We start from the raw sequence: 26033 nt of genomic DNA on the forward strand, positions 1-26033 counted from the left end.
TAGGTCATGACGGGCAAGACGACAGAGCTCAAGTTCGACATCGAGCGCATCGGCACGGTCTCGGCGATCCTGACGCAGCCGACCCACGCGCGCGCCTGCTACGTCCTGGCGCACGGCGCCGGCGCAGACATGCGGCATTCCTTCATGGAGAATGTTGCAGCCGGCCTTGCCGAGCGCGGCATTGCGACGTTCCGCTTCAATTTTCCCTACATGGAAGCGAAGAAGGGACGTCCTGACCCGCCCGCAATCGCACACGCGAGCGTGCGCGCAGCGGTCGCGGAGGCGGGGCGGCTCTGCCCCGGGCTGAAGCTCGTTGCCGGTGGAAAATCATTCGGCGGCCGCATGACCTCGCAGGCGCAGTCGAAGTCGCCGCTCCCCGATGTCAAAGGGCTGGCCTTCCTCGGCTTTCCCCTCCATGCCGCCAAGAAGCCGTCGAGCGAGCGAGCCGAGCACCTCGCTGCAATCGCGATTCCCCTGCTGTTCCTGCAAGGCACGCGCGACGAGCTCGCCGACCTCGCTTATCTCGAGCCCGTCATCGAGCGGCTCGGGCGTAAGGCGACGCTGCATGAGGTCGCAGGCGGCGACCATTCCTTTGCGGTGCTCAAGAAATCCGGCCGTAGCAATGACGAGGCGCTCAACGAGGTGCTGGACACGCTCGCGGCCTGGATCGACGCGCTCGCCTGAGCCTCACGCGGAATAGAGCCCCTTGTCGCGCGCCTTCTGAATCGCGAGCGCTGCGATCAGGTCGAGCGTCGGTGTCGACAGGCCGGCGGTGCGCGCGAAGGCCTGGGGCGCCTTCACCAGCACGTCGATCTCCATGGCGCGGCCGAGTTCGTAATCCTGCAGCAGCGACGGCTTGTGGTTGGGGGCAGGGCCGCTGCGGCTGGCACGCTTGACCTCGGGAATGAAAGATTGGGCGATCTCGTTGGCCTCGTTCAGCATGCGCGGAATCACCTCCGTGAAGGCGGGGTCGTCGCGCACGCCGCGCGCGGTCTGGCCGGTGAGCAGGCACAGCACCGACAGCGACATGTTGGTCAGCAGCTTTGACCAGATCGCCTCGCGGATCTCGGCGACCGGCGGCGATTCCAGCCGCGCATCGTTGAAGACGCCGCGCAGTTTCGTGATCCGCTCGCAATTGCGGTCGTCGCATTCGCCGATCAGGAGGCGGTTGCGGTCCGGCGTCAGGTTCTGCACCACGCCGGGCGCGATCACCTCGTTGGAGGAGAAGATCACGCCGCCGATGATCCGCTCCTTCGGGATGCAGGCGCGCAGGCGCCCGCCGGGATCGAGGAATGAAATGTCGGGCGGTGTCGGGTGCCGCGGCGGCAGGCCGATACCGTACCACCAGGGAATGCCGTTCTGCGCGAACACGATCGCGGTGTCGTCCTGGAGCAGCGGCTTGATGCTGGAAACCAGCCCCTGAAGCGCCGTCGCCTTCAAGGTCGAGATCACGACGTCCTGCGGGCCGAGCTGAGCCGGATCGCCTGACGCGTTCACCTTGGCGCCGACCTCGGAATCGCCGACGCGCAGCTTGAGGCCACCCGCGCGGGCTGCCTCCAGATGCGCCCCCCGCATCACGCAACTGACCTCATGGCCGGCGCGCGCCAGCCGTACCGCAATGTGGCTGCCGACGGCGCCTGCGCCGAAAATGCAGATGCGCATGTTGATATCCCGTGTCCATCCCGTGGTGTCGCCCGGCGCCAGCATGACACAAGCCGCCATGCGATGGACGCGGCCGCCCTACGCCGGAAAGATATGGATCAGGGCAGGCGCGCTCAGTCATAGTGTGCGGCAAACAACCGGAGGACCGCCGATGAGTACCAGCCCCGTCCTGTGGAGCCTCGATGAACGCGGGGTTGCGACCGTCACGTTGAACCGGCCGGAGGTCAACAACGCCTATGACGGCGCGCTGATCTCAGGCGTGCTCGCGGCCATGGACGACCTCGGCAGGAAACCCAATTTGCGCGTCGTCGTGCTCCGGGGCAATGGCAAGCACTTCCAGGCCGGCGCCGACCTCAAATGGATCAACAGCGTGCGGCCGCAATCGCGCGAGGCGAACGAGGCGGCCTCGCGGGCGACGTTCGAAGCCGTGCAGCGGCTCAACACGTTGCCGATTCCGACCGTCGCGCTGGTGCAGGGCGGCTGTTTCGGGGGCGGTACCGGCGTCATCGCGGCCTGCGATGTCGTGATTGCCGCCGACAACGCCCTGTTCTCGATCACCGAGGTGCGCTGGGGCCTGACCGCCGCGATCATCATCCCGCAGCTCTGCGATGCCATTAGTGTACGGCAAGTCCGCCGCTACGCGCTCACAGGCGAGCGCTTCGGCGCCGAAGACTCCCGTCGCATCGGCCTCGTCCACGAGGTGGTGCCGCTCGCCGACCTCGAGGCAGCAGGCGCCAAGGTGGTCGAGCAGCTGCTCGCCAACGGACTGGAGGCCATGGCCGAAACCAAGCGGCTCGCGCTGGAGAGCTCGTTCGGCGGCATGGCCGTGGACGATGCTACTTACACGCGGCTCGTGGAGCTGCATTCGCTCAAGCGCCAGAGCGCGGAGGCGGCGGAGGGACTGGCCTCCTTCGCCGAGAAGCGGGCGGCGAATTGGGGCAGTGGCAAAGGTTAGGCGTCAGCAGCCGCGGCAGATGTTGTTGATGCTGCGGTAGACGGCGTCGTCGTCCTGCCGCAACTGGCGCAGCGTTTCGAGCGTCGTGCTCTCAGCCGCCGCCGCGGCCGGCTTGCGCTTGGCCGCAAGGTCTTCCTCCTGCCGCTTGTAGCAGGCTTCGCGATCGGGCTTGGCGGGGATGAAGCGGCAGTTTTGCTCCACGGCCGAGGCGGGAACGGCCGAGATCGCGAGGGCGATAGAAGCGGCGAAGCAGTATCTGACGATGAACGAATCCATGCCTGCACTTGTCTCAGGTCCACCGTTAGCGAGCAACCGCGATCTTGCGGGCATGAGGACCGCCGGCTAAGCCGTGATCCAGTTCGAACCAGATTCCGGGAAGGAACGCGCCATGCGGGCCACGACGATCGACGAACCAGCGCGCAAAGTGCCGCTCTATGGCGAATATGAAGTCGTCGTGCTCGGCGGCGGGCCGGCCGGCATCGTGGCGGCAGCCGCAGCGGCGCGCGCGGGGCGGAAGACGCTGCTGATCGAACGTTACGGCTTTCTCGGCGGCATGGGCACAGCGGCCGGCGTCACCAATTTCTGCGGCCTGCACGGCAATGTCCATGGCGAGCACCGGCGGCTGGTGCAGGGGCTGGCCTCGGAGCTGCTGGGGCGGATCGATCGCTTGAACGGCCTCAACGCGCCGCATCTGATCCTCGGCAAGGTTTTTGCCCAGGCCTATGACACCGCCGCCTACAAGATCGCGGCCGACCAGCTGCTCGCCAGCCATAAGGTGAATATGCTCTTCCACGCCCTCGGCGCCAGCGTCGTGATGGCCGATGAGCGCCGCATCGACGCGATGCTGATCGAGACCAAGGCCGGCCGGCAGGCGGTGCGCGCGGAGATCTTCATCGACTGCTCCGGCGACGGCGATCTCGCCGTGTGGGCCGGCGCGCCGTTCGAGATCGGCGACGAGCATGGCCATCCGCTCTACCCCTCGATGATGCTCCGTCTCAACGGCATCGATCCCGCAGAGGCCGGCGAGGCCTGGCGCACCATTCCGCAATTGATGGAAAAGGCCGTCGCGGCCGGCACGCACAGGTTTCCGCGCAGAAGCGCGATCGTGCGGCCACAGAAATCCGGCATCGAATGGCGGGTGAACTTTACGCAGGTGGCGCGCGAGGACGGCCATGCCATCAACGGCATCGAGCCCGACGATCTCACCCGCGGCGAGATCGAAGGCCGCAAGCAGGCGCTCGCCGCGTACGAATTCCTGCGCAGCACGGTGCCGGGCTTCGAGCAGTCCTACATCGTCGACCTGCCGCCACAGCTCGGCATCCGCGAGACCCGCCGCATCAAGGGTGGCTACCAGCTCAGCGGCGAGGACGTGCTCGGCTGCGCCTCGTTCGCGGATTCCATCGGCGTCAACGGCTGGCCGATCGAGGCCCATGTGCCCGGCGACGTCGTCTTCACCTTCCCGCCGATCCCGGAATCGCGCGGCTATAACGAGCTGCCTTACCGGATGCTGGTCCCTGAGGGCGTCGACAATCTCCTGGTCGCCGGCCGCTGCGCCTCGATGACCCACGAGGGCCAGTCGGCCGCCCGGGTCTCCGGTGCCTGCTTCGCGATGGGTGAAGCCGCCGGTTCCGCCGCCGCGCTGGCGCTGTCCGGAAACCGGATTCCACGCGAAATCCCCATTGAAAAGTTGCAGGAAACGTTGAAACAACAGGGCGCCTTCATCGGACGGGACCAGGCGGTGCCCGAAGGCCTGTAAACGCACTGCAAGACAAAGCGGAGGAAACGGGATGATCGGGATTGCGCGGCTCGCAGTAGCGGGCCTGATGGCGATCATGGCAATGGGCACTGGGCGGGCCGAGGATGCGCTTAAAGCCAAGGTCGGCGTGCTCCGCCTGTCCTCGTCGGCGCCGGTCTTCATCGCGCTGGACAAGGGCTATTTCCGTGAGGCCGGCCTGGAGGTCGAGCTGAAGTTCTTCGATGCAGCGCAGCCGATTGCGGTCGCCACCACCTCGGGCGACGTCGATTTCGGCGTCACCGCTTTCACCGCCGGGCTCTACAATCTCGGCGGCAAGGGGGTACTGAAGGTGATCGGCGGCATGAGCCGCGAGAAGCCTGGCTATCCCCTGATCGGCTATTTCGCCAGCAACAACGCCTATGCGAGCGGCCTGAAGACGCCGAAGGACCTTGCGGGCAAGCGCGTGGCGATGACGCAGGTCGGATCGAGCTTCCATTATTCGCTCGGCCTGCTCGCCGACAAATACGGTTTCAAGCTGGCGGATGTGAAGATCGTGCCGCTGCAATCGCTGTCGAATGCCGCCGCTGCGCTCAAGGGCGAGACCGTCGATGCCGCGTTGCTGCCGATCTCGACCGCGCGAAAGCTGATGGACGAGGGCGGCGCGAAATTCCTGGGCTGGGTCGGTGACGAGACGCCGTGGCAGCTGGGCGCGGTATTCGCCGCGCCGAAGACGCTGGCGAACAAGGCGCTGGTGACGAAATTCCTCGGCGTGCTCGCGAAAGCCGACCGCGAATATCACGACGTCATCCTCACCGCGATGAAAGACGGTGTCGCCCCGATCAACGACAAGACCAGGCCGCTCTTGGAGATCATCGCCAAGTACACCAACCTGCCGGTCGAGCAGGTGGTCGGCAACTGCGCTTACATCGATCCCGACGGCAAGCTCGACGTGAAGAACGTCGACAACCAGATCAAGTGGCTGCAGGAACAGGGCTTCGTCGACAAGGGGTTTGATGCGGAAGCGATCATCGCCAAGGAATTCGTGAAGGCGGATTGATAGTCGCTGTCATTCCGGGATGGTCCGAAGGACCAGACCTCAGGTGCGCAATTGCGCACCGGGGAATCTCGAGATTCCGGGTTCGGCTCTTCGAGCCGCCCCGGAATGACGGAGCAAGTGAAGGGGCGCCATGGACCTGATCGCCAGCCACATCTCCCATCGCTTCGGCGATCTCGCCGTGCTCGACGACGTCTCGTTCACCGTCGGGGCCGGCGAGGTGGTGGCGATCGTCGGGCCCTCCGGCTGCGGCAAGAGCACGCTGCTGTCGATCCTCGGCGGCCTGCTGCAGCCGACCTCCGGCGCGCCCGAGCTGCGCGGCGCGCCGCCGGCGGACAGTCTCAATCCGCTGACCTTCGTGTTCCAGGACTTTGCGCTGCTGCCCTGGGCGACGGTGGAGGAGAATGTTGAATTCCCGCTGCTGCATACCCAGCTCTCGGCCGCGCAGCGCCGCGCGCTGGTCGAGGATGCGTTGCGTCGCACCGGCCTCACCGATTTTCGCCAGACCTATCCAAAGCAGCTCTCCGGCGGCATGCGCCAGCGCGTCGGCATCTCGCGCGCGCTTGCGGTGAGGCCCGCGATCCTCTTGATGGACGAACCGCTGTCGGCGCTGGATTCGCAGACTCGCGAGCTGCTGCTGGAGGATTTCATCCGCCTGCTTGCCGATGGCGGCATGGGCGCGGTCTACGTCACCCACAATCTCGAAGAGGCCGCGCGGCTCGCCGACCGCATCGTGGTGCTGTCACGCCGGCCCGGCCGCATCCGCGAGGTTGTGCCCGTGCCGATGACGCGCGCGGCCCGCGGCGAAGCGGCGGCCCGCGAAAAACTGCTGGCCCTGCAGAACCAGATCTGGTCGCTGATCCGCAACGAGGCGATCGATGCCGAGCGCGAGGTCCAGCATGCTTGATCGCGCGGCAACGGACACGGCGGCCAAGAACGAAGCGACGCGGCCCGTCCGCTTCCGCGGCGCCCGTTTCGTGCCTGCCTCGAGCCGGTATGGCGGCTGGATCGCGCTCGGCCTCCTCATCGTGATCTGGCAGGCGGCCGGCAGCGCCGGCCTCGTCAACGCGCTGTTTCTGCCGACCCCTTCCGCAATTGTCCGTGCGATCTATCAGCTCGCCGTTTCCGGCGCACTCTGGCAGCATGTTTCGGCCTCGCTACTGCGGATCGGCGTCGGCTGGCTGTTGGGAACGGCGGCCGGCATCGCCGTCGGCTTCGCCATCGGCCTGTCGCGCCTTGCGCGCAGCGTCGGCATCACCTTCATCTCGGCGCTGTTTCCGATTCCGAAGATCGCGTTGCTGCCGCTGCTCATTCTCTGGCTCGGCATCGGTGAAGAGCCGAAGATCGCGACCATTGCGTTAGGGGTATTCTTCTCGACCGCGATCTCGGTCTACAGCGGCGTTGATGCGGTGCCGCGCAACCTGATCCGCATGGCGCAGAGCTTCAACGTTCCGTTCGTCACCATCGTGCGCAAGGTGATCTGGCCGGGCGCGCTGCCGGCGATCCTCGCCGGCTTCCGCATCACCGCCTCCGTCGCGCTGCTGCTGGTCGTCAGCGCCGAGATGATCGGCGCCCAATACGGCATCGGCGCCTTCGTGCTGCAGGCCGGCAACCTGATGCAGACCGATCAGCTGCTCGCCGGCGTCGTGATCCTGTCGGCGTTTGGGCTCGTCGTGGGGAAGGTGATCGGCTGGCTGGAGATGCGGCTGTTGCACTGGCGGTAGGCGCGAACGACGATGAGGACGCAGGTGAGCGCCACAGATTAGGTCGTCATGCCCGGGCTTGACCCGGGCATCCACGTCTTTCCTCGGGCGTAGCGGCACGTGGATGGCCGGGTCAAGCCCGGCCATCACGGAGGAGAGGGTGGCGCCTCACGCGTTCCCGCGGTCTTCCCTGAACAGATCCAGCTTCTGCTGCACCGGCCGATCCGAGAAGCTGAACAGCACGGCGTCCTCATCCGCCTCGTGCGTCACCCAATGCCAGCTCGGCACCACGAACAGGTCGCGCGGGCCCCATTCGAACATTGTATCGCCGACGCGGCTCCGACCCTTACCCTCGATCGGGCAGAACACCGTCGCATCGGTCGAACGATAGCGCGCGGTGTTGAAACCCTTCGGCAGCAGCTGGATGAAGGTGCCAATCGTCGGCATCGCGAAATCGCCGGTCTCGGGGTTGCTGAACTTCAGCTTGAGGCCGTGGCAGGCGTCCCATTCCTGGCTCGTCCTGGCCTTCTCCAGCGCCTCGCGGGTGTAGGCATAGGGATAGCTGAAGATCGGCGAAGTCTTCGAGCTCCGCTTCACATCAACGGGCAGGAGGTTGTGGCCGTAGCGGGCAAAGCTGTCGCCCGCGGGCTTGGTGATCTTCTGCTGGTCTTCCTTCGCGCCTTCGGCAAAGGAGCAGTCGAAGAATTGCACCAGTGGAATGTCGAGGCCGTCGAGCCAGAACATCGGCTGATCGGTCTCGTTGGAATGATCGTGCCAGGTCATCGACGGCGTGATGATGAAGTCCCCGGGCTCCATCGCAGTGCGCTCGCCGTCCACCGCGGTGTGGGCGCCCCTGCCTTCGAGCACGAAGCGCAGCGCCGACTGGCTATGCCGGTGCGCAGGCGCGACGTCGCCGGGCACCACCATCTGCACGCCGGCATAGAGCGAGGTCGTGATCTTGGATTGCCCGCGCAGCCCCGGGTTCTCCAGCACCAGCACGCGCCGCTCGGCTTCCTTGGCGGTGATCAGCTTGCCGGCCTCCGTCATGTAGTCTCGGATGACGTCGAACTTCCAGAGGTGTGGCCGGCAGGCGCTCTTCGGCTCCGGCGTGATCAGGTCGCTCATCACCGTCCACAGCGCGGTGAGATTCTCGCCGTCGATCTTCCGGTAGAACGCCTCGCGTTCCGGCGTCTTGGTCACGGCTTCCATGGTTGCTGCTCCCGATCGTTTGTTGATTGACAGTATACTGAGGATCTAGGTAGCGTCAACGTGACGGATGACATACAAGGTTGTCATTCCGGGGCGAAGGGCCGCGCAACGCGTGGCCCGGCGAGCCCGGAATCCATAACCACGATCGGGAGTATGGATTCCGGGCTCGACGCTGGCGCGTCGCCCCGGAATGACAAAAGCAGGGAGGTCTCAATGAAGCTGCACGGCTATTTCCGCTCCAGCGCCGCCTATCGCGTGCGGATCGCGCTGAACCTCAAGGGGCTCGGCGCCGAGCATCTGCCGCATCATTTGCGGAAGGGCGAGCAATGCGCCCCCAGCTATCTCGCCATCAACCCGCAGGGCCTGGTGCCGGCGCTGGAGGACGATGGGGGCGGGGTGCTGACGCAATCGGTGGCCATCATCGAATGGCTTGACGAGACCCATCCCAATCCGCCGCTGCTGCCGAGGGATCCGCTGCGTCGCGCCAAGGTGCGGGCGTTTGCGCTGGCGATCGCCTGCGACACCCATCCGGTGCAGAACCTGAAAGTGCTGGCGCGGCTGCGTGAGCTCGGCCTGCCCGAGGAGAAGGTCCAGGATTGGGCCGCCTGGGTCAACCGCGAGGGCCTGTCGGCCTGCGAGACGCTGATCAAGGGCGAGAAGGGCCCATTCTGCTTCGGCGATGCGCCGACGCTGGCCGATCTCTGCCTCGTGCCTCAGCTCGGCAATGCGCGCCGCTTCGGCGTCGACGTCTCCGCCTATCCGCGCCTGCTCCAGGCCGAGGCCGCCGCCAAGGCGCTGCCGGCATTTGCCGATGCCGCGCCGGAGAAGCAGCCCGATGCCGAGTAAGCCGCCCCCTCCGATCACGATCGACGCAGTCTATGCCGCGCCGGGCTATCTGTTCCGGCGCATGCAGCAGATCGCGGTCTCCATCTTCATGGAGGAGTGCAGGGCGTTCGATCTCACGCCGGTGCAATATGCCGCGCTGGTCGCAATCCACACCCATCCCGGCATCGACGCGACGCGGCTGTCGGCGGTGATCGCCTTCGACCGCTCGACGCTCGGCAGTGTGATCGAACGTCTCCAGGCCAAGGCCTATATCGAGCGCAAGCCGGCACCCGAGGACAAGCGGATCAAGCTGCTCTATCTGACCAAGTCGGGTGCTGCGATCCTGCGCGAGATCATCCCCGCCGTCGAGCGCGCGCAAGGGCGGATGCTGGAGCCGCTCAAGCCGGCGGATCGCAAGACCCTGATGGGCCTTCTGGCGCAGCTCGTCGATCTCAACAATGAAGCCTCACGCGTGCCGCTGCGCGCGGAGGACGCGCTGGAGCATCTGGGGAAGGCTGGGTGAGGGGAGTTTGAGGCGATGCTGTCGCCTCTATCTCCGCTGTCATTCCCCGCGAAAGCGGGGAATCCAGTACGCCGCGGCCTCTCGGCTGAAACACGACCGCTTCTGGAATACTGGATCGCCCGCCTTCGCGGGCGATGACACTGAGAAACTGGTGAGCTTACCGCCTCACATCCGCAACAACGCCTGCCGGTCGATCTTCCCCGTGCCCGTCTTCGGCAGCTCGTCGATGAAGATCACCTCGCGCGGATATTTGTACGGCAGCAGCCTGCCCTTGACATAGTCCTGCAGCCTGCGCGTCGCCTCACTCTGGTCGACCGCACGGTTGTTCATCACCACCACCGCCTTCAGCGTCATGCGACGGTCCGGCAGCTCGGCGGCGAACACCGCGCATTCGCGGATGTCGGGGTGATCGGCGAGGCACAGCTCGACCTCGAGCGGGTAGACCCACTGGCCGGAGATCTTGATGAGATCGTCGGCGCGGCCACGGAAGAAGTGGAAACCGTCGGCATCCCGCACGAAGCGATCACCGGTGTAGATCCAGCCGCCCTCGCGGATGGTCTCGGCGGATTTGTCCGGCCGGTTCCAGTACAGCGGCGTGTTGGAATCACCGCGGACCCACAGAATCCCTTCCTCGTTGTCGCCGACGTCGCGGCCGTCCTTGTCGCGCAGCGCGACCTCGTAGCCGGGAACGCGCAGGCCCGCAGCGCCGAGCTTCTTCTGCTCGGGCCGGTTGGAGAGATAGATGTGCAGCACCTCGGTCGAGCCGAGGCCTTCGACGATTTCGAGCCCCGTGAGCGTCTTCCAGCCGTTGAAGACCTCGGCCGAGAGCACCTCGGCGGCGGAGAGCGCCATGCGCAGCGACGAGAAATCCGTCTTGTCCGCGCCCTCGGCCTTGGTCAGCGCGGTGTACAGCGTCGGCAGGCCGAAGAACACCGTCGGCTTGTACTGCTCGATCGCCGCGAAGATCGACGTAGGCTTCGGCTGGCCCGGCAGCAGCAATGTTGCGGCGCCGGCTGAGAACGGGAAGGTGACGGAATTGCCGAAGCCATAGGCGAAGAAGATCTTCGGCACCGAGAAGCAGATGTCGTCAGGCGTCAGCTTCAGCACGTTCCGCGCAAAGGCAGCATCGGTGTAGGCCATGTCGTGCTGCAGGTGCACGATGCCTTTGGGCCGTCCGGTCGAGCCGGAGGAGTACATCCAGAACGCCATTTCGTCGCGCTGCGTCGGCGCTTCCGCTAGCTCGGCAGAAAACTGCGCGAGCCAGTTCTCCGCCGCGAGCGCCCGCGGCGCCGCGTGCTCGCCGGCCGCGCCGTTGGCTACGATCAGTGTATGCAGCTTGGTCTCCCTGCAAGCCTCGGCATTGAAGCGCGCCGCGAATTCCGCATCCGCCACCGCGACGGTCGCGCCGGAATCGGCGAGGTAGAATTGCAAGAGGTCCGGCGGCGTCAACGTGTTGATCAGCAGCGGCACGAAGCCGGCGCGCACGGCGCCGAAGAAGGCAGCGGGGTAGGCCGGCGTGTCGTCGAGAAACAACAGCACGCGATCGCCGCGCGTAAGGCCAAGCGAGGCGAAACCGTTGCCCCAGCGGCAGGCCTCCGCGCAGAGCTCGGCATAAGTGCGCGTGCCTGCCGGCCCCAGGAGCGCGAGCTTGTCGCCGCGGCCCTTGCCGAGATTGTCGAACAGCACGCGGCCGGCATTGTAGATATCGGGAACGGCAAAGCCGATCTCGCGCGCGCCATCGCTGTCCGCCGGCACCTGGTCGCGGATGTCATGGCTCATGCCGCATCTCCGCCCTTGTCTTCGGCGCCGTCTCCGGCGTTCCTGGCCGCCTCGTAGCGGGCCATGAAGGCCGGCGACATCGCGCGCAGCCGCGAATCGTCGATGCGGCCGGAGCGGGTGATGTAGCTGTAGGCGAAGTCCATCAGGGGAAGCTTCATGTGCTCGGCGAAATGTTCGTACCAGAACGCACTGGTGCGCGCCGCGTTGACGAGCTTCTGCACGATGGGCTTGCGCGCGGCCTGATAGCGATGCAGCGCGGTCGCAAGATGCGCATCCGACTCCAGCGCCTTGACGAGGGCGATGGCGTCCTCGATCGCGAGCCGCGTGCCCGAGCCGATCGAGAAATGTGCCGAATGCAGGGCGTCGCCGAGCAGCACCATGTTCTTGAACGACCAGTGCTCGTTCCATATCCAGGGAAAATTGCGCCAGACCGATTTGTTGGAGACGAGGCAATGGCCGCCGAGCGTGTCGGCGAACACCTCCTCGCAGACGCCCTTGGACTGCTCGACGTCCTTGTAGGCGAACCCATAGGCCTGCCAGGTGGCGTAATCGCATTCGACCAGGAAGGTGCTCATGGTCGGCGAATAGCGGTAGTGATGGGCGTTGAAGGCGCCGCGCTCGGTCTTCACGAAGGTCTGCGACAGCGTGTCGAAGCGTTTCGAGGTGCCGTACCAGACGAACTTGTTGGATGAGTAGGACAGCGACGTCCCGAAATCGCCCTCATAGGCGCGGCGCACCAGCGAGTTCAGCCCGTCGGCGGCAACGATCAGATCGTGGCCGTTGAGCTGGTCGATCGCCTGGATCTGCGTGTCGAAGCGTGGCGTGACGCCGATATCGAATGCGCGCTGCTGCAGGAATCTGAGCAGCTCCAGCCGGCCGATCGAGGAGAAGCCGACGCCGTCGATGGCGACGCTGTCGCCATGCAGGTGCAGCGTGATGTTCTCCCAGCTCTCCATGTGCGGGGCGATCGCATCGACCGTCTCGGGGTCGTCGGCGCGCAGGAACTCCAACGCCTGGTCGGAGAACACGACGCCAAAGCCCCAGGTCGCGTCGGCCGGGTTCTGTTCGAACAGGTCGACCTGATCCTCGGGGTGACGCTTCTTCCAGAGATAGGCGAAGTAGAGCCCACCGGGCCCCCCGCCAATCACGGCGATCCGCAACGTCTGCCTCCCTAATTGACAGTATACTTACTATCTAGGGGTAGACTAATGTGCTCCGGTGTCCGGCGCCAGCGGATTTATTGCACAGCGCGCGGCACGCCAAAGCACGTGTCCGGACACGCGTTTTGCGGGTCCGAAACCGTCAGGTGCGAATCATAGTCAAACCGGGGCGGATTGGCCACTGGGGGGTCAGACGCAGCGCTTCACATAGACCCCGTTCACCAGAACCCGGGTGCAGCGGACCGCCGGCACCGGCTTGCGGACGACCACGGCCGCGTTCGGGCCGGCGCAGCCGGCGCGAACGACGCCGCGCGCGCATACCACCGCGTTGGCGTCGGTGGCCTCGAAGGTCATGGTGGCGGCGAAAGCCAGAAGCGCAGGAGCAACGAGCAGCAATGAACGCATGTTGTCCTCCCGGGGCTTGTCGTGATCGAAATTGCGTCTGAAGAAAGTATCCGTGTCAGCGTGCGAACATCCGGTCGCGCACGCTGCAATTCATCTCCGTGCTGCGGATGAACACCATCCACTTCGTCTTACCTCGCCGCGAAAGGCGCGAGCACCTCCTTGCAGGCCGGCGAGAGCGATGCCGCCCGGTTGGAAATGCATTGGATGATCCGGCCGCCGCCGGGCGCCACGCCGGCGCAGAGGGTGCGGATGTCGGCGCCGCAAGCCGACCGCACGATGAACAGCTCTTCGCGCGGCAGCAATGGCCGCAGCACGATGGCGGCCGGAGCCGCGGCAGGCGCCGCCTCTGCGGCCGGTGCAGCAGCGGAAGCAGGCGCGGCCGCTCCGCCACCGAAAGCCGCATTCACCGCCTTGGCGCAACCGGCCGACACCTTCGCCTTGTTCTTCTCCAGGCATTCGAGCGCGGGCGCGCCGCCGGGCGGCACGCTGGCGCAGACCTTGGGATAATCGCCGCGGCAGGCGCTCTTGATCGCGGAAACCTGCGCGGGGCTCGGCTGCTTTGCTGCTGCTGCCTTCGGCGCCGCCGCCGCTCCCGGCTTGGAAGCTGGCGCGGCAGCCGGCGCCGCTTCCGTTTTGGCCGGTTCAGACTTGGCCGGTTCAGATTTGGCCGGTTCAGATTTGGCGGGCGCTGCTTCGGTCTTCGGCGCGGCGGCCGGTTCGACCGCGCGAACCGCAGCTTGGCAGCCCGACGACAGGCTCGACATGTTCTTGGCGAGGCATTGATATGCCTCCACTCCGCCAGGCGTCACGCTCGAGCAATGCGCCATGAAGTCCGAGCGGCATGCGGACCGGATCGCGCTTTTCTGGGCCTCGGTCTGCGCGAACGCTCCTGTTGCAGTTGCGAAGAGTGCTGTCGCCAGCAACGCTGTGCGCGTCGACGCATGCTTCAACGTTTTGAACATTTGAATGAATTCCTGCCCGATCGGGAACGCCGACCATCCTGAAAAAATATGCAAGCGCAATCGTCGCGAGGGTCAGCTCGCGAGCGGCATCTTTGGCCGCTTCGGCCTCTACCGCAAGTCAATTCTGTCGGCGCAATTGGGGCGCGACTACGTCGTCAGTCTCACCATGCGCTTGCCGCGGTTCTCGCCTGCGAGCAATCCGATCAGCGCTTTCGGCGTGGTCTCAAGTCCATCGAGAATGTCCTCCTGCACCTTGAGCTTGCCGGATTTCACCCAAGCCTGGAGATCGGCGAGCGCGCGCTCGCTGTCCTTCATGTAGTCCATCACGATGAAGCCCTGCATGGTCAGCCGCTTCACCACGATCAGGCCGGGCACGCCGCGCGGGCCATGTGCGGCAGGCGCGCCGTCATATTGCGAGATCGCGCCACAACAGGCGATGCGGCCGTAATTGTTCATCTGCGGCAGGCAGGCTTCGAGGATGTCGCCGCCGACATTGTCGAAATAGACGTCGATGCCATCAGGCGCCGCTGCACGCAGCGCCTTGAACACCGCGCCATCCTTGTAGTCCACGGCGGCATCGAAGCTGAGCTCGGCGGTCAGCCAGTTGCACTTGTCGGCGCCGCCGGCGATGCCGACGACGCGGCATCCCCTGATCTTGGCGATCTGTCCGACGATCGAGCCGACCGAGCCCGCGGCCGCGGAGACCACGACCGTCTCGCCCTCCCTGGGCTTGCCGATCTCAAGCAGGCCAAAATAAGCGGTGAGGCCCGCGATGCCGAACACGCTGAGAAGGTGCGTCATCGGCTCGAGCTTCGGCATCTTGGTCAGATGCTTCGCCGGCACGGCGGCAAATTCCTGCCAGCCGGTGTCGCCGAATACGATGTCGCCGGGCGCAAGCCCCGCTGCCTTCGAGCTGACGACCTCGGCGATGGCGCCGCCGGCCATGACGCTGTTGGCTTCGACGGCGGAACGATAGGTCGCGCCGTGCATCCAGGCGCGATTGGCTGCGTCGAGCGAGATATAGCGCACACGCAGCAAGGCCTCGCCGTCCTTCGGCTCCGGCATCGCGCCCTCGACCATCCTGAAATGTTCGGGACCGAGCTTGCCGCTGGGCTTCTCCACCAGCAGGATCTGGCGATTGATGTTGCCGCTCATGGCGTTTCCCCCTTCATTTGCTTGACGACTATTGATGCAGCCGCCGGAAACGTGCAGGCCACAAGCGTCATGCGTTGCGTGAAGGCTAGAGCGCGGCGTTCCATTTCACAACGGGAACATCCAGCCAACGTGAACGTGCCGACTACGTTGTAGCCGGCAAAGGCGTTCAACGCGGCCGACGATTTCCGCGGGGCGAATAATGGGCAGTGATTATCGCTCGTGGCGAAGCTCGCCAAACACCCGATCCAGTGCCGCGTCATACGCCGCCTGCACCAGCTCCGGATGCAGCTTGCCCAGAGCCTCCATCATCACGCCGGAATTGATCTCGAGCACCTTCCATTCGCCGTTCACGCGAACCACGTCGATCGAAGCAAAGACGATGCCGATGGCGCACGCGGCATCGATCGCGAGCTTTGCGCAGGCCGCGCGGACTTCGCCGTCCTCCAGCAACACCGGCTTTGCGCCGGCATCGAGATTGTGCCGCCAATCCGAGCCGCGCTGCTTGCTGTAGACGACGAGCGGCATGTCATCGAGCAGGACCACGCGGACCTCCTCCTCGATCGCGACAAAGGGCGAGATCACGAGCCCCGTACTCATCGAAAAGACCTCGCTGGCCGCCCGGTCGAGCTCCGCCTCCGTCGTCACCTTGAACACCGATCGCCCTGATGTCCCCTCGTTCGGCTTCACCACCACGCCCTGCGGGTTTTGGGCAAGCTGCGCCAGCATCCCCTCGCGCCAATCGGCGCCGGCGACATGCACGCCCAGCTTCGGGTTGAGGAACAGCCGATGCGGAACGCAGGGCACCTCCGCCAGCGTCAGCGCCTCGGCGGTGGCCGATTTGTCATTGGCGAGGCGATGGGCGATGGCGCTGTTGAGGCCGATGTCGTAGCCGAAGGCGAAACGGCGCCGGGGCCCCCGGCGCATTGCGATCAGCCAGCCGTCGGAGCGGACATCGACCGCGATGCCCCTCTCCGCGCAATACCGCCTGATCGCAGAAACGAAGATCCGCTCGCCGCTTGCCATGGTGTTTCGTCATTCCTGTCGCCAAAAGCCGCAAAAATGCGGGCATCGGCGCCAAACCGGCTGAAAATCAGAGCTATTGTTAATGAAATTCTTGCGAGCGCGCCGGAAATTAAGTGCTGCAATGAAGGCCGGGAGGGAAAAGAAATTATCCTCCGCGCGCGCCAGGCAGCAAATTCCTTAATGATGTGACCAGTTCTGCCGCAAATGCCGGTTTGACCGGCATCAATTGCATCCGAAACGAGGTTGATTATTGGTCTCAATGGCGTAGATCACACACGCGAAATCCTCCGCCATGGCAAATGGTGCCGCCCCGATTTCAGGGCCGGGCAACGCTTTTGTCCTAAAACCGCAGTTATTCGGAATATCGAAAATCATGAGCGCGTTTTACCGAGAGAAGGTTCTTTCCGTCCACCACTGGACCGACACGCTGTTCAGCTTCCGCGCCACCCGCGATACCGGCTTCCGGTTCCAGAACGGCCAGTTCGCCATGATCGGCCTCGAGGTCGATGGCCGGCCGCTGCTGCGGGCCTACAGCATGGCGAGCGCCAACCACGAGGAGGAGCTCGAGTTCTTCTCGATCAAGGTGCAGGACGGTCCGTTGACCTCGCGCCTGCAGAAGATCAAGGAAGGCGACACCATTCTGGTCGGCCGCAAGGCGACCGGTACGCTGATCACGGATAACCTGCTTCCCGGCAAGCGGCTGATGCTGCTCTCGACCGGCACCGGCCTTGCGCCCTTCGCCAGCCTGATCAAGGACCCCGAGGTTTACGACCAGTTCGAGTCCATCGTGCTGGTGCATGGCTGCCGCCAGGTCTCCGAGCTCGCCTATGGCGAGAAGCTGGTCGCGACCCTGCGCGAGGATGAGCTGTTCGGCGAGCTGCTCGCGGATAAGCTCGTCTATTATCCGACCGTGACCCGCGAGCCGTTCCGGAATCGCGGCCGCATCACCGACCTCATCAGCTCCGAGCAGATCTTCAACGACATCGGGCAGGGCCCGCTCGACATCGCAACCGACCGCATCATGATGTGCGGCAGCCCGGCGATGCTCGAAGAGCTCAAGGCGATGTTCGAGAGCCGCGACTTCGTCGAAGGAAGCGGCAACAAGCCCGGCCATTTCGTGATCGAGAAGGCCTTCGTCGAGCGCTGAGTTTTGCTGAGGAAGTGGCGCGATCGCGCGCCACACTCACTCGTCGTCCCGGACAAGCGCGCCCCAAGCGCGCGCCGATTAGCCACAGGACGTGTTACGGCTCGGAGTGACAGCTTTCTCTCACCACGTAATCCCGTGGTTATGGATCCCGGGTCTGCGCTGACGCTTGCCCGGGACGACAACTGAGTTTCAGTGGCGGCTGTCGCCTCCTCCCTCTGCTGCACCGCAAAATTCGTCCATCCGGCTGATTGATTTGTCTCGGCCGAATTCGCTAGCCTGAAACAAGGGCGGCGTCATATCCGTATGACAGGCGCGGGCGTATCGTGACGCCTTCTGCTGGCGAGAGGATCGGAATCGTGGCCGACGACAACAAGACGCATGCATCCCCGAAACGCCTGCCGCTGGCGGAGGAGGGGATCATGGAAACCCTGCTGCTGCCCTTCTCGCCGCGCTTCATCGTGCTGACGATCTGCGCGGTGGTCACGGCGCTCCTGATCGGCATCGGCATCTCCGACGGCAAGATCTTCGACATCCTGCTGATTCCGATCCTGATCTTCGGCGCGCTGACCCTGCTCGGCGTCCGCGATCTTCTGCAGAAGAGCCACGCGGTGCTGCGCAACTACCCGATTTCGGCGCATATCCGCTTCCTGCTCGAAGAGATTCGCCCCGAGATGCGGCAATATTTCTTCGAGAGCGAGAAGGACGGCATGCCGTTCTCGCGCGACACCCGCGCGGTAGTCTATCAGCGCGCCAAGATGGAGCTCGACAAGCGTCCTTTCGGCACCCAGGAGGACGTCTATCGCGAGGGTTACGAGTGGATGCATCACTCGGTCTCGCCGAAGGCGCATGCCACGGAGAAATTCCGTGTCGTGATCGGTGGGCCTGATTGCGCAAAGCCTTATTCGGCCTCGGTGTTCAACATCTCGGCGATGAGTTTTGGCGCGCTCAGCCCCAACGCCGTGCGCGCGCTGAATGCCGGCGCCAAGAAGGGTGGTTTCGCCCATGACACCGGTGAGGGCGGCGTCAGCCCCTATCACCGCGAGATGGGCGGCGACATCATCTGGGAGATCGGCTCGGGCTATTTCGGCTGCCGTCATCTCGACGGCAGCTTCGATCCCGAAGCGTTCGCGCGCGTCGCCGGCGACGACCAGATCAAGATGGTCGAGCTCAAGGTCAGCCAGGGTGCCAAGCCCGGCCATGGCGGCGTGCTGCCGGCGGCCAAGGTCTCCGAGGAGATCTCCAAGATCCGCGGCGTCGCCATGGGCGAGGACTGCATCTCGCCGGCCTCGCACCGCGCCTTCTCGACGCCCGTGGGCATGATGCAGTTCATCGCCGAGATGCGCCGCCTTTCGGGCGGCAAGCCGGCCGGCTTCAAGCTCTGCATCGGCCATCCCTGGGAGTTCCTGGCGATCTGCAAGGCGATGCTGCAGACCGGAATCTATCCTGATTTCATCGTCGTCGACGGCAATGAGGGCGGCACCGGTGCCGCGCCGCTTGAGTTCATGGATCATCTGGGGATGCCGATGCGCGAGGGCGTCAATTTCGTCCACAACGCGCTGGTCGGCATCAATGCGCGCGACCGCATCAAGATCGGCGCCTCCGGCAAGATCGCGACCGCCTTCGACATGGCGCGCGCCATGGCGATCGGCGCCGATTGGTGCAATTCGGCGCGCGGCTTCATGTTCTCGCTCGGCTGCATCCAGTCGTTGAGCTGCCACACCGACCGCTGCCCGACCGGCGTGGCGACGCAGGATCCGACGCGGGCGCGCGCGCTCTACGTGCCGCTCAAGATCGACCGCGTGCACAATTATCACCACGCCACGCTGCACTCGCTGACCGAGCTGATCGCCGCGGCCGGGCTCGAACATCCGCAGCAGCTGCGGCCGATCCATTTCAGCCAACGGACGTCGACGACCCAGGTGAAGTCTTTCGCGCAGCTCTATCCGGCGCTGCGTCCGGGCGAGCTGCTCGAAGGCACGGAAGACCCGCGGTTCCGCGACGCCTGGCAGATGGCGCGCGCCGAGACGTTCCAGCCGGCGCTGTGAGACGCCGGCGGCGGCTGCAATAGGCCAAGGGGGGTCAAATTGCCGAGAGCGAAGGGTGGGGTTTAACGGCTGGTTCAACTTTGGGTGTAGATTCGCCCCATGGACGAGCGACGCGACAAGGCCCGACATCGCGTGCTGAAGGCCGGAACGATCGAGTTCGGCGGCGGCGCGATCGACTGCACCGTCCGCAATCTCTCCGATACCGGCGCCGCACTCGACGTCGCCAGCCCCGTCGGCATTCCCGATCATTTCACCCTGTTCGTCCAGGCCGACGGCACGCATCGGACCTGCACGGTAGTCTGGCGCAAGGAAAAGCGGATCGGGGTCAGGTTCGGGTGAAGCTCGGCGTTCGACGCGCGCTCTAGCGTCAAACTCCGCCGTCGTCCCGGGGTGCGACGAAGTCGCGAGCCCGGGACCCATAACCCCAGGGAGAAGTTGCAAGCGCGAGCTGGCAACTCCCAGCCTTCGCCAAACTCTTCCCTGTGGTTATGGGTCCGGGATCAGCGCTCCGCTCTAGACAACGCTACGCGTTGTCGAGAGCTGCGCTTGTCCGGGACGACGGCGGAGGGTGAGCCTCACCCCGTCTCGACCTCAGTCAATCGGCTCGCCAATATCTTGTCGATCCTTCGCCCGTCGAGATCGACCACCTCGATGTGCCAGCCGCCGAAATCGAAGGCATCGCCGACATCGGGCAGCATGTTGAATTGTTGCAGCACGAGGCCTGCGACCGTGTTGTAGCGATGCGGCGGCAGCTCGATGCCGAGCAGTTCGCCGAACTCGTCGACCGGCATCCAGCCGGAGATCAGCAGCGAATCGTCGTCGCGCCTGATGAAGGCCGGCTCGGGCGGTCCCTCCTCGGAATGAAAGGCGCCGACGATCGAGTAGAGGATGTCGGCGGCCGTCACCATGCCTTCGAAGGCACCGTATTCGTCATAGACGAGCCCGACGTGAACCGGCGCCGCTTTCAGGATGGTCAGCACGTCGCGCGCATCTGCCGACACCGGGATGCCGGGCGCCTCGCGCACCAGCGCGCGCAGGTCCGGGTTGCGTTCGTTCATATAGGCGACCAGCAAATCCTTGGCCTGCAGCACGCCGATCGGCTTGTCGCGGTCACCGTCTGAGACGGGAAAGCGCGAATGCGGGCTCTTGGCGATGATCTCCTGGATGGCGGCGGAATCGTCGTTCAGGTCGATCTCGTCGACCTCGGTGCGCGGCGTCATGACCGCGCCGACCGGCCGGTCGCCGAGCCGCATCACGCCGGCGATCATCTCCTTCTCGCCGGGTTCGAGCACGCCTGCACTCTCGGCCTCGCTGACGAGGTGATGGATCTCGTCCTCCGAGACCTTCTCCTCGGCCTTGCCGCCGCGGCCGAGCAGCGTGAGGATCAGCTTGCCGGAGACGTCGAGCAGAAACACGAGCGGCAGCGATATTTTCGCGAGCGCGTGCATCGCCGGCGCGACCCGCACCGCGATGCTCTCGGGGTCGCGCAGCGCCACCTGCTTCGGCACCAGCTCGCCGACGATCAGAGTGCCGTAGGTGATGAGCGTGACCACGATGCCGACGCCGACGATGTCGGCAATACCTGGGGACAGGCCGAGCTCGAGCAGCCATTGCGTCAGCCGCTGCCCGAGCGTCGCGCCCGAGAACGCGCCGGAGAGCACACCGACCAGCGTGATGCCGATCTGCACCGTCGAGAGGAACTTGCCGGGATCGGCCGCCAGCGTCAGCGCCCGCTCGGCGCCGCGCACGCCCTTGGCCGCGAGCAGCGACAGCCGTGCCGGACGCGACGAGACCACGGCCAGCTCCGACATGGAGAGCAGGCCGTTGATAACGATCAGGACGACGACGATGGCGAGTTCGAGCGAAAGCATTGACGTTCCGGAGGTAAGCAAGTGTGGCCGGGAATGCCGGCAAGCCACTGATATAGGTATTCAGTGCGGAAGTGCTGGCGATTCTGCTTATTCATACCGAAAGGGAACCCGTGCGCGACGGCGTTCCTAAAGGCGTCCGCGACGTTGACACCCCGCGGAACTACGGATCGTTGCTTAACGAGCCCTTAGTGGCCCGCGGGCTAGGTTTTCGACATTGCAGAAGTAAAGTCGGGGAACCTGAGGGATGCGGATCGGGAAGCTTTTTGCGCTGTCGATGCTGACGGTGACGGTATTTGCAGTCATTCTCGGCGCCGAGGTGCTGATACCGCAGGCCCGCATCTTCACGAACCGCTCCGACGCGATCAAGACGGTGGAGGCTTTCGGCGCGATGCTAACGGTTAGCCAGCACGTCGCTGGCCTTCGTGCGCCCTACATCACCCCCGTCTTCCAGGAAGGCGCGGCAACGCAGGCTCAGACCGAAGCTGCCGCGAAGGCGGCGAAAGCGGCCGATGCCGGATTCGAGGCCGCAAGGCGCGCGCTCATGGTGGTCGATGACAGCGCAACGCTGATCGAAACCCTGGGTCGCGCCGCCCGTCGGCTCAAGGACGTCTACACGGCGGCAGATCGCGCAATGAGCGTTCCACTTGCGGCGCGCGACAGCGCTGTGGTCAAGGGCTTCCTGCCCGCCGTTGCCGAGGTTATCAGCAACATCGAGCCCATCATGAACCGGCTCGAAGGACAGGTCGTCAATGCGGATTCCTCGCTCGCCGCGCTGTTAAGCCTGGCGCGAACCGCGCAGGATCTGCGCGTTTCGGCCGGCAGCCGCGCCGCCACATTATCGCCGGCGCTGTCCGCACGCCGCCCCTTGGTGGCGGCCGAATTCTCGCTGATGGATCGCATGCAGGGACGCGTCGAAATCGATCGCGAGCGTATCGAAGCCGGCATGGAGCAACTCGGCAATCCGCCCAGGATCGCCACCGCGTTGAAGGCGGCGACGGAATCCTATTTTGGAAAAGCGGCCTTGGCTGTGGAGAAGGAGATGCCTGCGGCGAGGGCGGACGGCAAGTACGGCATCACCGCCGACGAACTGGCGAAGGTCATCGTGCCGGCCATCCAGATGTTCTACGGCGTGCGCGACGCTGCGCTGGCGGAAGCCGCCGAGCGCGCCTCGGCCGCGCGCGACGGCGCGCTGGCGATGCTCGCGCTCGCCGGCGTCGCCGTGCTGGCCCTGCTCGGCACGCTCGGTGGCGTGACCATCATGCTGCGCAAGCGCGTGGTGACGCCGCTCGGCCGGATCGCCGATGTGATCGGCGCGCTCGCCGCCGGGCAGCACGAGGTCGAGATTCCCGCGACAGGCCGCAGCGACGAGATCGGCCAGGTCGCAGGCTCGCTCCAGCATTTCAAGGATTCGCTGCTCGCCAAGAAGTCCGCCGACGAGGCGGCCGCGATCGAAGCGGAAGCGAAGCTGAAGCGCAGCCAGCGCATGGATCAGATCGCGCGCGAGTTCGAAGCCATGATCGGCGGCGTCATCAACACCGTCTCGTCGGCATCCTCGGAGCTGGAAGCCTCTGCGGGAACGCTGACGAGCACGGCCGAGCAATCGGAGAAGGTCACGGCGACCGTCGCCGCCGCCTCCGAGCAAGCCTCTACCAACGTGCAGACCGTTGCCGCCGCGGCCGAGGAGATGGCCTCGTCGGTCGACGAGATCGGCCGTCAGGTTCAGGATTCCGCGCGCATCGCCGGCGAGGCTGTGCAGCAGGCCGGGCGGACCAACGAGCATGTCGGCGAGCTCGCCAGGGCCGCGGGGCGGATCGGCGACGTCGTCGAGCTCATCAGCCAAATCGCCGGCCAGACCAACCTTCTGGCGCTCAACGCCACCATCGAGGCGGCGCGCGCCGGCGAGGCCGGTCGCGGCTTCGCCGTCGTCGCGTCCGAGGTCAAGGCGCTGGCCGAGCAGACCGCCAAGGCCACCGGCGAGATCAGCCAGCAGATCTCGGGCATCCAGACGGCGACGGAGGACTCCGTCGGCGCCATCAAGTCGATCGGCGACACCATCTCCCGCATGTCCGAGATCGCGTCCGCAATCGCCGCGGCGGTCGAGGAGCAGGGCGCAGCGACGCGCGAGATTTCCCGCAACGTGCAGCAGGCTGCGCGCGGCACCCAGCAGGTCTCCGCCAGCATCGTCGACGTGCAGCGCGGTGCCAGCCAGACCGGATCGGCCTCCTCCAACGTGCTCGCATCGGCAAGGTCGCTCTCCGGCGAAAGCAGCCGCCTCAAGACCGAGGTCGGAAAATTCCTGGACGCGATCCGCGCGGCGTGACGAGCGTCCCTCGCCACTTGCGAGGCAATCGCATTGATGTGCCCGCGGCCCATCCTTCGAGACGCCCGCTTTCGCGGGCTCCTCAGGATGAGGACGGACTATGCGGCAGCTATTTCCACGGGCGCCGGTGCTGCTTAGCCTCATCCTGAGGAGACCGCGACGCGGTCGTCTCGAAGGACGAGGCGCGCACCGAAGTCGCGTCGCGCTCAGAACTCCCCGTGCAGCCGCCCCGAAAACACCGATATCGGTCCGCGGTCGGCATTGTAGGCGGGGTTGACGATGAGCTGGTAGTCGGCGGTGAGGGTGATGTTCTTGTTCACCGCATAGGCGTAATAGGTTTCAAGGATACGTTCCTTGCGGTAGTTCAGCGCGCCGTCGCCGACCAGCACACCGAGGCCGCCGGCGGCGAGGAAGTCGCGATAATCCTGCGAGATCGCATTGATCGCGCCGCCGACGCCGATCACGTCGTCGGGTCGGCCCCAAGTCGTGCCCTTGATCGAAACGCCGCCGGACAGGCTGCGATGAATGTCGGTGAAGGCCAGCGTTTCTGTCTTGCCGTCGTTCCAGCTCCAGCGGCCGAACAGGCCGACATCGTCGGTGATCGCCTGCTCGAGGTTGAACACGTAGCCGTACTTCAGGCGGCCGCGCCGGGTCTGCGCGATGTCGAGATTGAGCGCGGGATTGTCCAGCGTCTCGCGGAAGCTGCCCATGTTGGCGCTATCGAGCCAGCCGATGGTCCTGAGCTTGCCCGGCCGGCCGAGCAGCGAGAAGCGCGTCTCGACCTCGAGCAAATATTGACCGCGCTCCCCGACCCTGGTGTCGAAGTGATTGGCGTTGGACTCGGAGACCATCAGGAAATAGCCGCCGCGTAGCGCCCATTGCTTCTGGTTGAGCTCGGCGGTGACGCCGTAGGTGAGGCCGACCTTGTCGGCGGAATAGTCGAAGGCGCCGGGCGCCCAGATCGACCAGTTCATGAAATCCCGGCGCGTATCCTTGGCATAGGCATTGCCGTCGAACACGTCGATCACCGGAAACTTGCCGGCCTGAATCGTGAGGCGCGACACGTCGACCTTCTGCCCCAGCTGGAGCTGACCGCTCGCAAGCTCTTCCTGCTCGCCGCCGAAGCCGAAGGTCTGGCGCACGAACAGGCGCGAGGTGTTGTAATGCGGATAGGGGAAGTTCGACTTCTGCGCTTCGCCGTTCGGGAAGCCGGCCGCACCGACCGTGTCGTTCAGCCCAAATCCCTGCAGCAGTTCGGGATTGTAATAGACCTCGCCGCCGTCCCACAGCCGCGCGTTCAGGAACAGGCTGTTGCTCCAGGTGGCCTTGGCCTGCCGCGACGGCGACAGCGAGTTCGGCCCGGTATAGAGCGCGGGAAAGGATGGATAGCCTTGCGGCAGATAAGTGGTCTGGCCGTGGATCTCCCAGCGGTCCGATTCGCTGTCGATCAGTGAGCTCTTCGGATCATAGCTCGGCAGGCCCGGCCAATCGACCTTGCGGTTGAGGCCGAGCCTGACCTGCTGGAAGTCGAGCGACGAGGACGTGTATTGCGCGCCCGTGGAGAAGGCGACGTTGGCGCCGTCGAAGCGGCTGTAGAGATATTCGAGCCGCGCGCTCCAATGCGGCGCGAAGGCGTATTCGAGGCCGGCGCCTGCGACCCAGCCGGGCCGCGTGTTCAGGATCTTCGGGATTTCGGCGCCGGAGGCCGGCACGTCGAAATAGCGCTCCCCCATCCAGGCGAAGCCGCCGGTGGCATAGATGAGCCAGGGACCGCTGGTGTAGCCGACGCGGCCGCGCACGCTCGCGGCGTAGTCCCATTGCTGGGTGACGGTGTTGGCGGGCGTTGCCAGGAACGAGACGATCGAGTTCGAGGTGATGTAGTTGGGAAACGCAAAATCGCCTTCGACGCCGACCAGCCAGCCGGAGTTGAGGCGGTAATTGTAGCCCGCCTGCACGCCGCCGATCATGCCGCTGAAGACGCCGTTGTCGCTGATGGCGGTGCCGTCGTTCAGCGCGAAGCGCGACGAGCCATGGCTGTAGCCGGCATGCGCGCCGATATAGAGACCGGTCCAGTCATAGACCGCTCTCAAGGCCGGCTCCTTCAGCGGCAGATCGGCCGCGCGGCCGGCGGTCGGAAAAGCCAGCACGCCCGTGGCAATCGCCGCGGCCGTTCGCAAGCACCGGTGTCTGTGACCTCTCAACGCCAAACGCACGCCCCCAAACGCGAATGTGTCCCACCCGCCGCGATGTCCCTGCCGGGTCGCGGCGATTCTGTCACCACGCCTCCGCGCCCGAGGCGACCGGCCGGGATGGTCGCGATTCGCCTCGACTTCGTCTCAAGTTCCTGAACCTGCGACAAGCCTTATTGCGAATAGTTCGCAAGAGCAACTCACGTTGCGGTGTCGCGGAGGAGAGTTCGCACTGCTGTGTGACGCGGGTGCAACAAAATCCGGGAATCCAAAACGGAATGACCCCGCCCGGGGGGACAGCCGGGCGGGGT

23 protein-coding genes are annotated in these 26033 nt (G+C 65.3%); 12 read left to right on the forward strand and 11 right to left on the reverse strand.

Going from position 1 to position 26033, the window contains the following annotated elements; all coding sequences use genetic code 11:
- Positions 1–6: 6 nt before the first annotated feature.
- Positions 7–684 carry an alpha/beta family hydrolase gene (locus tag I6F17_RS35085; protein WP_225131033.1) on the forward strand — a complete coding sequence of 226 codons (678 nt, stop codon included), beginning with the start codon at positions 7–9 and terminating at the stop codon, positions 682–684.
- 3 nt (positions 685–687) lie between these two features.
- Here I6F17_RS35085 and I6F17_RS35090 read toward each other — a convergent pair whose 3' ends face one another.
- On the reverse strand, positions 688–1662 hold the full coding sequence (locus I6F17_RS35090; RefSeq protein WP_225131034.1) for a ketopantoate reductase family protein: 975 nt from the start codon (positions 1660–1662) through the stop codon (positions 688–690).
- Between the two features lie 151 nt (positions 1663–1813).
- Here I6F17_RS35090 and I6F17_RS35095 point away from each other — a divergent pair, with 151 nt between their 5' ends.
- On the forward strand, positions 1814–2617 hold the full coding sequence (locus tag I6F17_RS35095; RefSeq protein ID WP_225131035.1) for an enoyl-CoA hydratase-related protein: 804 nt from the start codon (positions 1814–1816) through the stop codon (positions 2615–2617).
- A 3-nt stretch (positions 2618–2620) separates the two neighbouring features.
- On the opposite strand, the gene I6F17_RS35100 is transcribed toward I6F17_RS35095, so the two are convergent.
- Positions 2621–2893: a hypothetical protein gene (locus I6F17_RS35100; RefSeq protein ID WP_036042449.1), complete on the reverse strand. Its 273-nt coding sequence runs from the start codon at positions 2891–2893 to the stop codon at positions 2621–2623.
- Positions 2894–3005: 112 nt separating this feature from the next.
- On the opposite strand from I6F17_RS35100, the gene I6F17_RS35105 reads away from it, so the two are divergent.
- From I6F17_RS35105 to I6F17_RS35120, 4 genes are all read left to right on the forward strand, one after another.
- Complete coding sequence (locus I6F17_RS35105) at positions 3006–4373, forward strand: FAD-dependent oxidoreductase (protein ID WP_225131037.1); 1368 nt, start codon at positions 3006–3008, stop codon at positions 4371–4373.
- A gap of 31 nt (positions 4374–4404) precedes the next feature.
- On the forward strand, positions 4405–5409 hold the full coding sequence (locus I6F17_RS35110; protein ID WP_225131039.1) for an ABC transporter substrate-binding protein: 1005 nt from the start codon (positions 4405–4407) through the stop codon (positions 5407–5409).
- Positions 5410–5539: 130 nt separating this feature from the next.
- Entirely contained in the window at positions 5540–6313 is a 774-nt protein-coding gene (locus I6F17_RS35115; protein ID WP_036042447.1) for an ABC transporter ATP-binding protein, read from the forward strand.
- Positions 6306–7130: an ABC transporter permease gene (locus I6F17_RS35120; RefSeq protein WP_225131040.1), complete on the forward strand. Its 825-nt coding sequence runs from the start codon at positions 6306–6308 to the stop codon at positions 7128–7130. Before I6F17_RS35115 ends, I6F17_RS35120 begins: the two co-directional genes overlap by 8 nt.
- Positions 7131–7277: 147 nt before the next feature.
- On the opposite strand, the gene gtdA is transcribed toward I6F17_RS35120, so the two are convergent.
- Complete coding sequence (gtdA, locus tag I6F17_RS35125) at positions 7278–8318, reverse strand: gentisate 1,2-dioxygenase (RefSeq protein WP_225127063.1); 1041 nt, start codon at positions 8316–8318, stop codon at positions 7278–7280.
- A gap of 213 nt (positions 8319–8531) precedes the next feature.
- Here gtdA and maiA point away from each other — a divergent pair, with 213 nt between their 5' ends.
- Positions 8532–9164 carry a maleylacetoacetate isomerase gene (gene maiA / locus I6F17_RS35130; protein WP_225131041.1) on the forward strand — a complete coding sequence of 211 codons (633 nt, stop codon included), beginning with the start codon at positions 8532–8534 and terminating at the stop codon, positions 9162–9164.
- Complete coding sequence (locus I6F17_RS35135; protein WP_225131042.1) at positions 9154–9666, forward strand: MarR family transcriptional regulator; 513 nt, start codon at positions 9154–9156, stop codon at positions 9664–9666. Before maiA ends, I6F17_RS35135 begins: the two co-directional genes overlap by 11 nt.
- 165 nt (positions 9667–9831) lie before the next feature.
- Here I6F17_RS35135 and I6F17_RS35140 read toward each other — a convergent pair whose 3' ends face one another.
- From I6F17_RS35140 to I6F17_RS35165, 6 genes are all read right to left on the reverse strand, one after another.
- Complete coding sequence (locus I6F17_RS35140; protein WP_225131043.1) at positions 9832–11445, reverse strand: benzoate-CoA ligase family protein; 1614 nt, start codon at positions 11443–11445, stop codon at positions 9832–9834.
- On the reverse strand, positions 11442–12605 hold the full coding sequence (locus tag I6F17_RS35145) for an FAD-dependent monooxygenase (RefSeq protein ID WP_225131044.1): 1164 nt from the start codon (positions 12603–12605) through the stop codon (positions 11442–11444). Before I6F17_RS35145 ends, I6F17_RS35140 begins: the two co-directional genes overlap by 4 nt.
- Before the next feature lie 189 nt (positions 12606–12794).
- On the reverse strand, positions 12795–13010 hold the full coding sequence (locus I6F17_RS35150; protein ID WP_036042430.1) for a hypothetical protein: 216 nt from the start codon (positions 13008–13010) through the stop codon (positions 12795–12797).
- Between the two features lie 128 nt (positions 13011–13138).
- Positions 13139–13972, reverse strand: coding sequence for a cysteine rich repeat-containing protein (locus tag I6F17_RS35155; RefSeq protein ID WP_225131045.1), 834 nt, complete (start codon positions 13970–13972; stop codon positions 13139–13141).
- 147 nt (positions 13973–14119) lie between these two features.
- Positions 14120–15127, reverse strand: a complete 1008-nt coding sequence (locus tag I6F17_RS35160; RefSeq protein WP_225131046.1) for an NADP-dependent oxidoreductase — start codon at positions 15125–15127, stop codon at positions 14120–14122.
- 210 nt (positions 15128–15337) lie between these two features.
- Positions 15338–16150 (reverse strand): RimK-like protein, encoded by an 813-nt coding sequence (locus tag I6F17_RS35165; protein WP_225131047.1) that lies wholly within the window; start codon positions 16148–16150, stop codon positions 15338–15340.
- Positions 16151–16523: 373 nt separating this feature from the next.
- On the opposite strand from I6F17_RS35165, the gene I6F17_RS35170 reads away from it, so the two are divergent.
- The 3 genes from I6F17_RS35170 (at position 16524) to I6F17_RS35180 (ending at position 19681) form a co-directional block, all read left to right on the forward strand.
- A complete protein-coding gene (locus I6F17_RS35170) occupies positions 16524–17297 on the forward strand; it encodes a ferredoxin--NADP reductase (RefSeq protein ID WP_036042414.1) in 774 nt (257 codons plus the stop codon).
- A gap of 419 nt (positions 17298–17716) precedes the next feature.
- Positions 17717–19342, forward strand: a complete 1626-nt coding sequence (locus I6F17_RS35175; RefSeq protein ID WP_036014247.1) for an FMN-binding glutamate synthase family protein — start codon at positions 17717–17719, stop codon at positions 19340–19342.
- A gap of 99 nt (positions 19343–19441) precedes the next feature.
- Complete coding sequence (locus tag I6F17_RS35180; RefSeq protein ID WP_036014228.1) at positions 19442–19681, forward strand: PilZ domain-containing protein; 240 nt, start codon at positions 19442–19444, stop codon at positions 19679–19681.
- Positions 19682–19917: 236 nt separating this feature from the next.
- Here I6F17_RS35180 and I6F17_RS35185 read toward each other — a convergent pair whose 3' ends face one another.
- The gene (locus I6F17_RS35185) at positions 19918–21213 is read right to left on the reverse strand and encodes a hemolysin family protein (RefSeq protein WP_225131049.1); all 1296 of its coding nucleotides are present in this window, start codon (positions 21211–21213) and stop codon (positions 19918–19920) included.
- 244 nt (positions 21214–21457) lie between these two features.
- Here I6F17_RS35185 and I6F17_RS35190 point away from each other — a divergent pair, with 244 nt between their 5' ends.
- On the forward strand, positions 21458–23533 hold the full coding sequence (locus I6F17_RS35190; protein ID WP_225131051.1) for a HAMP domain-containing methyl-accepting chemotaxis protein: 2076 nt from the start codon (positions 21458–21460) through the stop codon (positions 23531–23533).
- 206 nt (positions 23534–23739) lie between these two features.
- On the opposite strand, the gene I6F17_RS35195 is transcribed toward I6F17_RS35190, so the two are convergent.
- On the reverse strand, positions 23740–25710 hold the full coding sequence (locus tag I6F17_RS35195) for a carbohydrate porin (protein ID WP_225131053.1): 1971 nt from the start codon (positions 25708–25710) through the stop codon (positions 23740–23742).
- Positions 25711–26033 lie beyond the last annotated feature (323 nt).

This window comes from Bradyrhizobium sp. NBAIM18 (genome assembly GCF_020193825.1).
In the GTDB taxonomy this organism is placed as follows: Bacteria; Pseudomonadota; Alphaproteobacteria; order Rhizobiales; family Xanthobacteraceae; genus Bradyrhizobium; species Bradyrhizobium yuanmingense.

Coding starts and splice junctions, on each gene's coding strand:
- I6F17_RS35085 (WP_225131033.1), top strand. CDS start 7: ATGACGGGCAAGACGACAGAGCTCAAGTTCGACATCGAGCGCATCGGC.
- I6F17_RS35090 (WP_225131034.1), bottom strand. CDS start 1,662: ATGCGCATCTGCATTTTCGGCGCAGGCGCCGTCGGCAGCCACATTGCG.
- I6F17_RS35095 (WP_225131035.1), top strand. CDS start 1,814: ATGAGTACCAGCCCCGTCCTGTGGAGCCTCGATGAACGCGGGGTTGCG.
- I6F17_RS35100 (WP_036042449.1), bottom strand. CDS start 2,893: ATGGATTCGTTCATCGTCAGATACTGCTTCGCCGCTTCTATCGCCCTC.
- I6F17_RS35105 (WP_225131037.1), top strand. CDS start 3,006: ATGCGGGCCACGACGATCGACGAACCAGCGCGCAAAGTGCCGCTCTAT.
- I6F17_RS35110 (WP_225131039.1), top strand. CDS start 4,405: ATGATCGGGATTGCGCGGCTCGCAGTAGCGGGCCTGATGGCGATCATG.
- I6F17_RS35115 (WP_036042447.1), top strand. CDS start 5,540: ATGGACCTGATCGCCAGCCACATCTCCCATCGCTTCGGCGATCTCGCC.
- I6F17_RS35120 (WP_225131040.1), top strand. CDS start 6,306: ATGCTTGATCGCGCGGCAACGGACACGGCGGCCAAGAACGAAGCGACG.
- gtdA (WP_225127063.1), bottom strand. CDS start 8,318: ATGGAAGCCGTGACCAAGACGCCGGAACGCGAGGCGTTCTACCGGAAG.
- maiA (WP_225131041.1), top strand. CDS start 8,532: ATGAAGCTGCACGGCTATTTCCGCTCCAGCGCCGCCTATCGCGTGCGG.
- I6F17_RS35135 (WP_225131042.1), top strand. CDS start 9,154: ATGCCGAGTAAGCCGCCCCCTCCGATCACGATCGACGCAGTCTATGCC.
- I6F17_RS35140 (WP_225131043.1), bottom strand. CDS start 11,445: ATGAGCCATGACATCCGCGACCAGGTGCCGGCGGACAGCGATGGCGCG.
- I6F17_RS35150 (WP_036042430.1), bottom strand. CDS start 13,010: ATGCGTTCATTGCTGCTCGTTGCTCCTGCGCTTCTGGCTTTCGCCGCC.
- I6F17_RS35155 (WP_225131045.1), bottom strand. CDS start 13,972: ATGTTCAAAACGTTGAAGCATGCGTCGACGCGCACAGCGTTGCTGGCG.
- I6F17_RS35160 (WP_225131046.1), bottom strand. CDS start 15,127: ATGAGCGGCAACATCAATCGCCAGATCCTGCTGGTGGAGAAGCCCAGC.
- I6F17_RS35165 (WP_225131047.1), bottom strand. CDS start 16,150: ATGGCAAGCGGCGAGCGGATCTTCGTTTCTGCGATCAGGCGGTATTGC.
- I6F17_RS35170 (WP_036042414.1), top strand. CDS start 16,524: ATGAGCGCGTTTTACCGAGAGAAGGTTCTTTCCGTCCACCACTGGACC.
- I6F17_RS35175 (WP_036014247.1), top strand. CDS start 17,717: ATGGAAACCCTGCTGCTGCCCTTCTCGCCGCGCTTCATCGTGCTGACG.
- I6F17_RS35180 (WP_036014228.1), top strand. CDS start 19,442: ATGGACGAGCGACGCGACAAGGCCCGACATCGCGTGCTGAAGGCCGGA.
- I6F17_RS35185 (WP_225131049.1), bottom strand. CDS start 21,213: ATGCTTTCGCTCGAACTCGCCATCGTCGTCGTCCTGATCGTTATCAAC.
- I6F17_RS35190 (WP_225131051.1), top strand. CDS start 21,458: ATGCGGATCGGGAAGCTTTTTGCGCTGTCGATGCTGACGGTGACGGTA.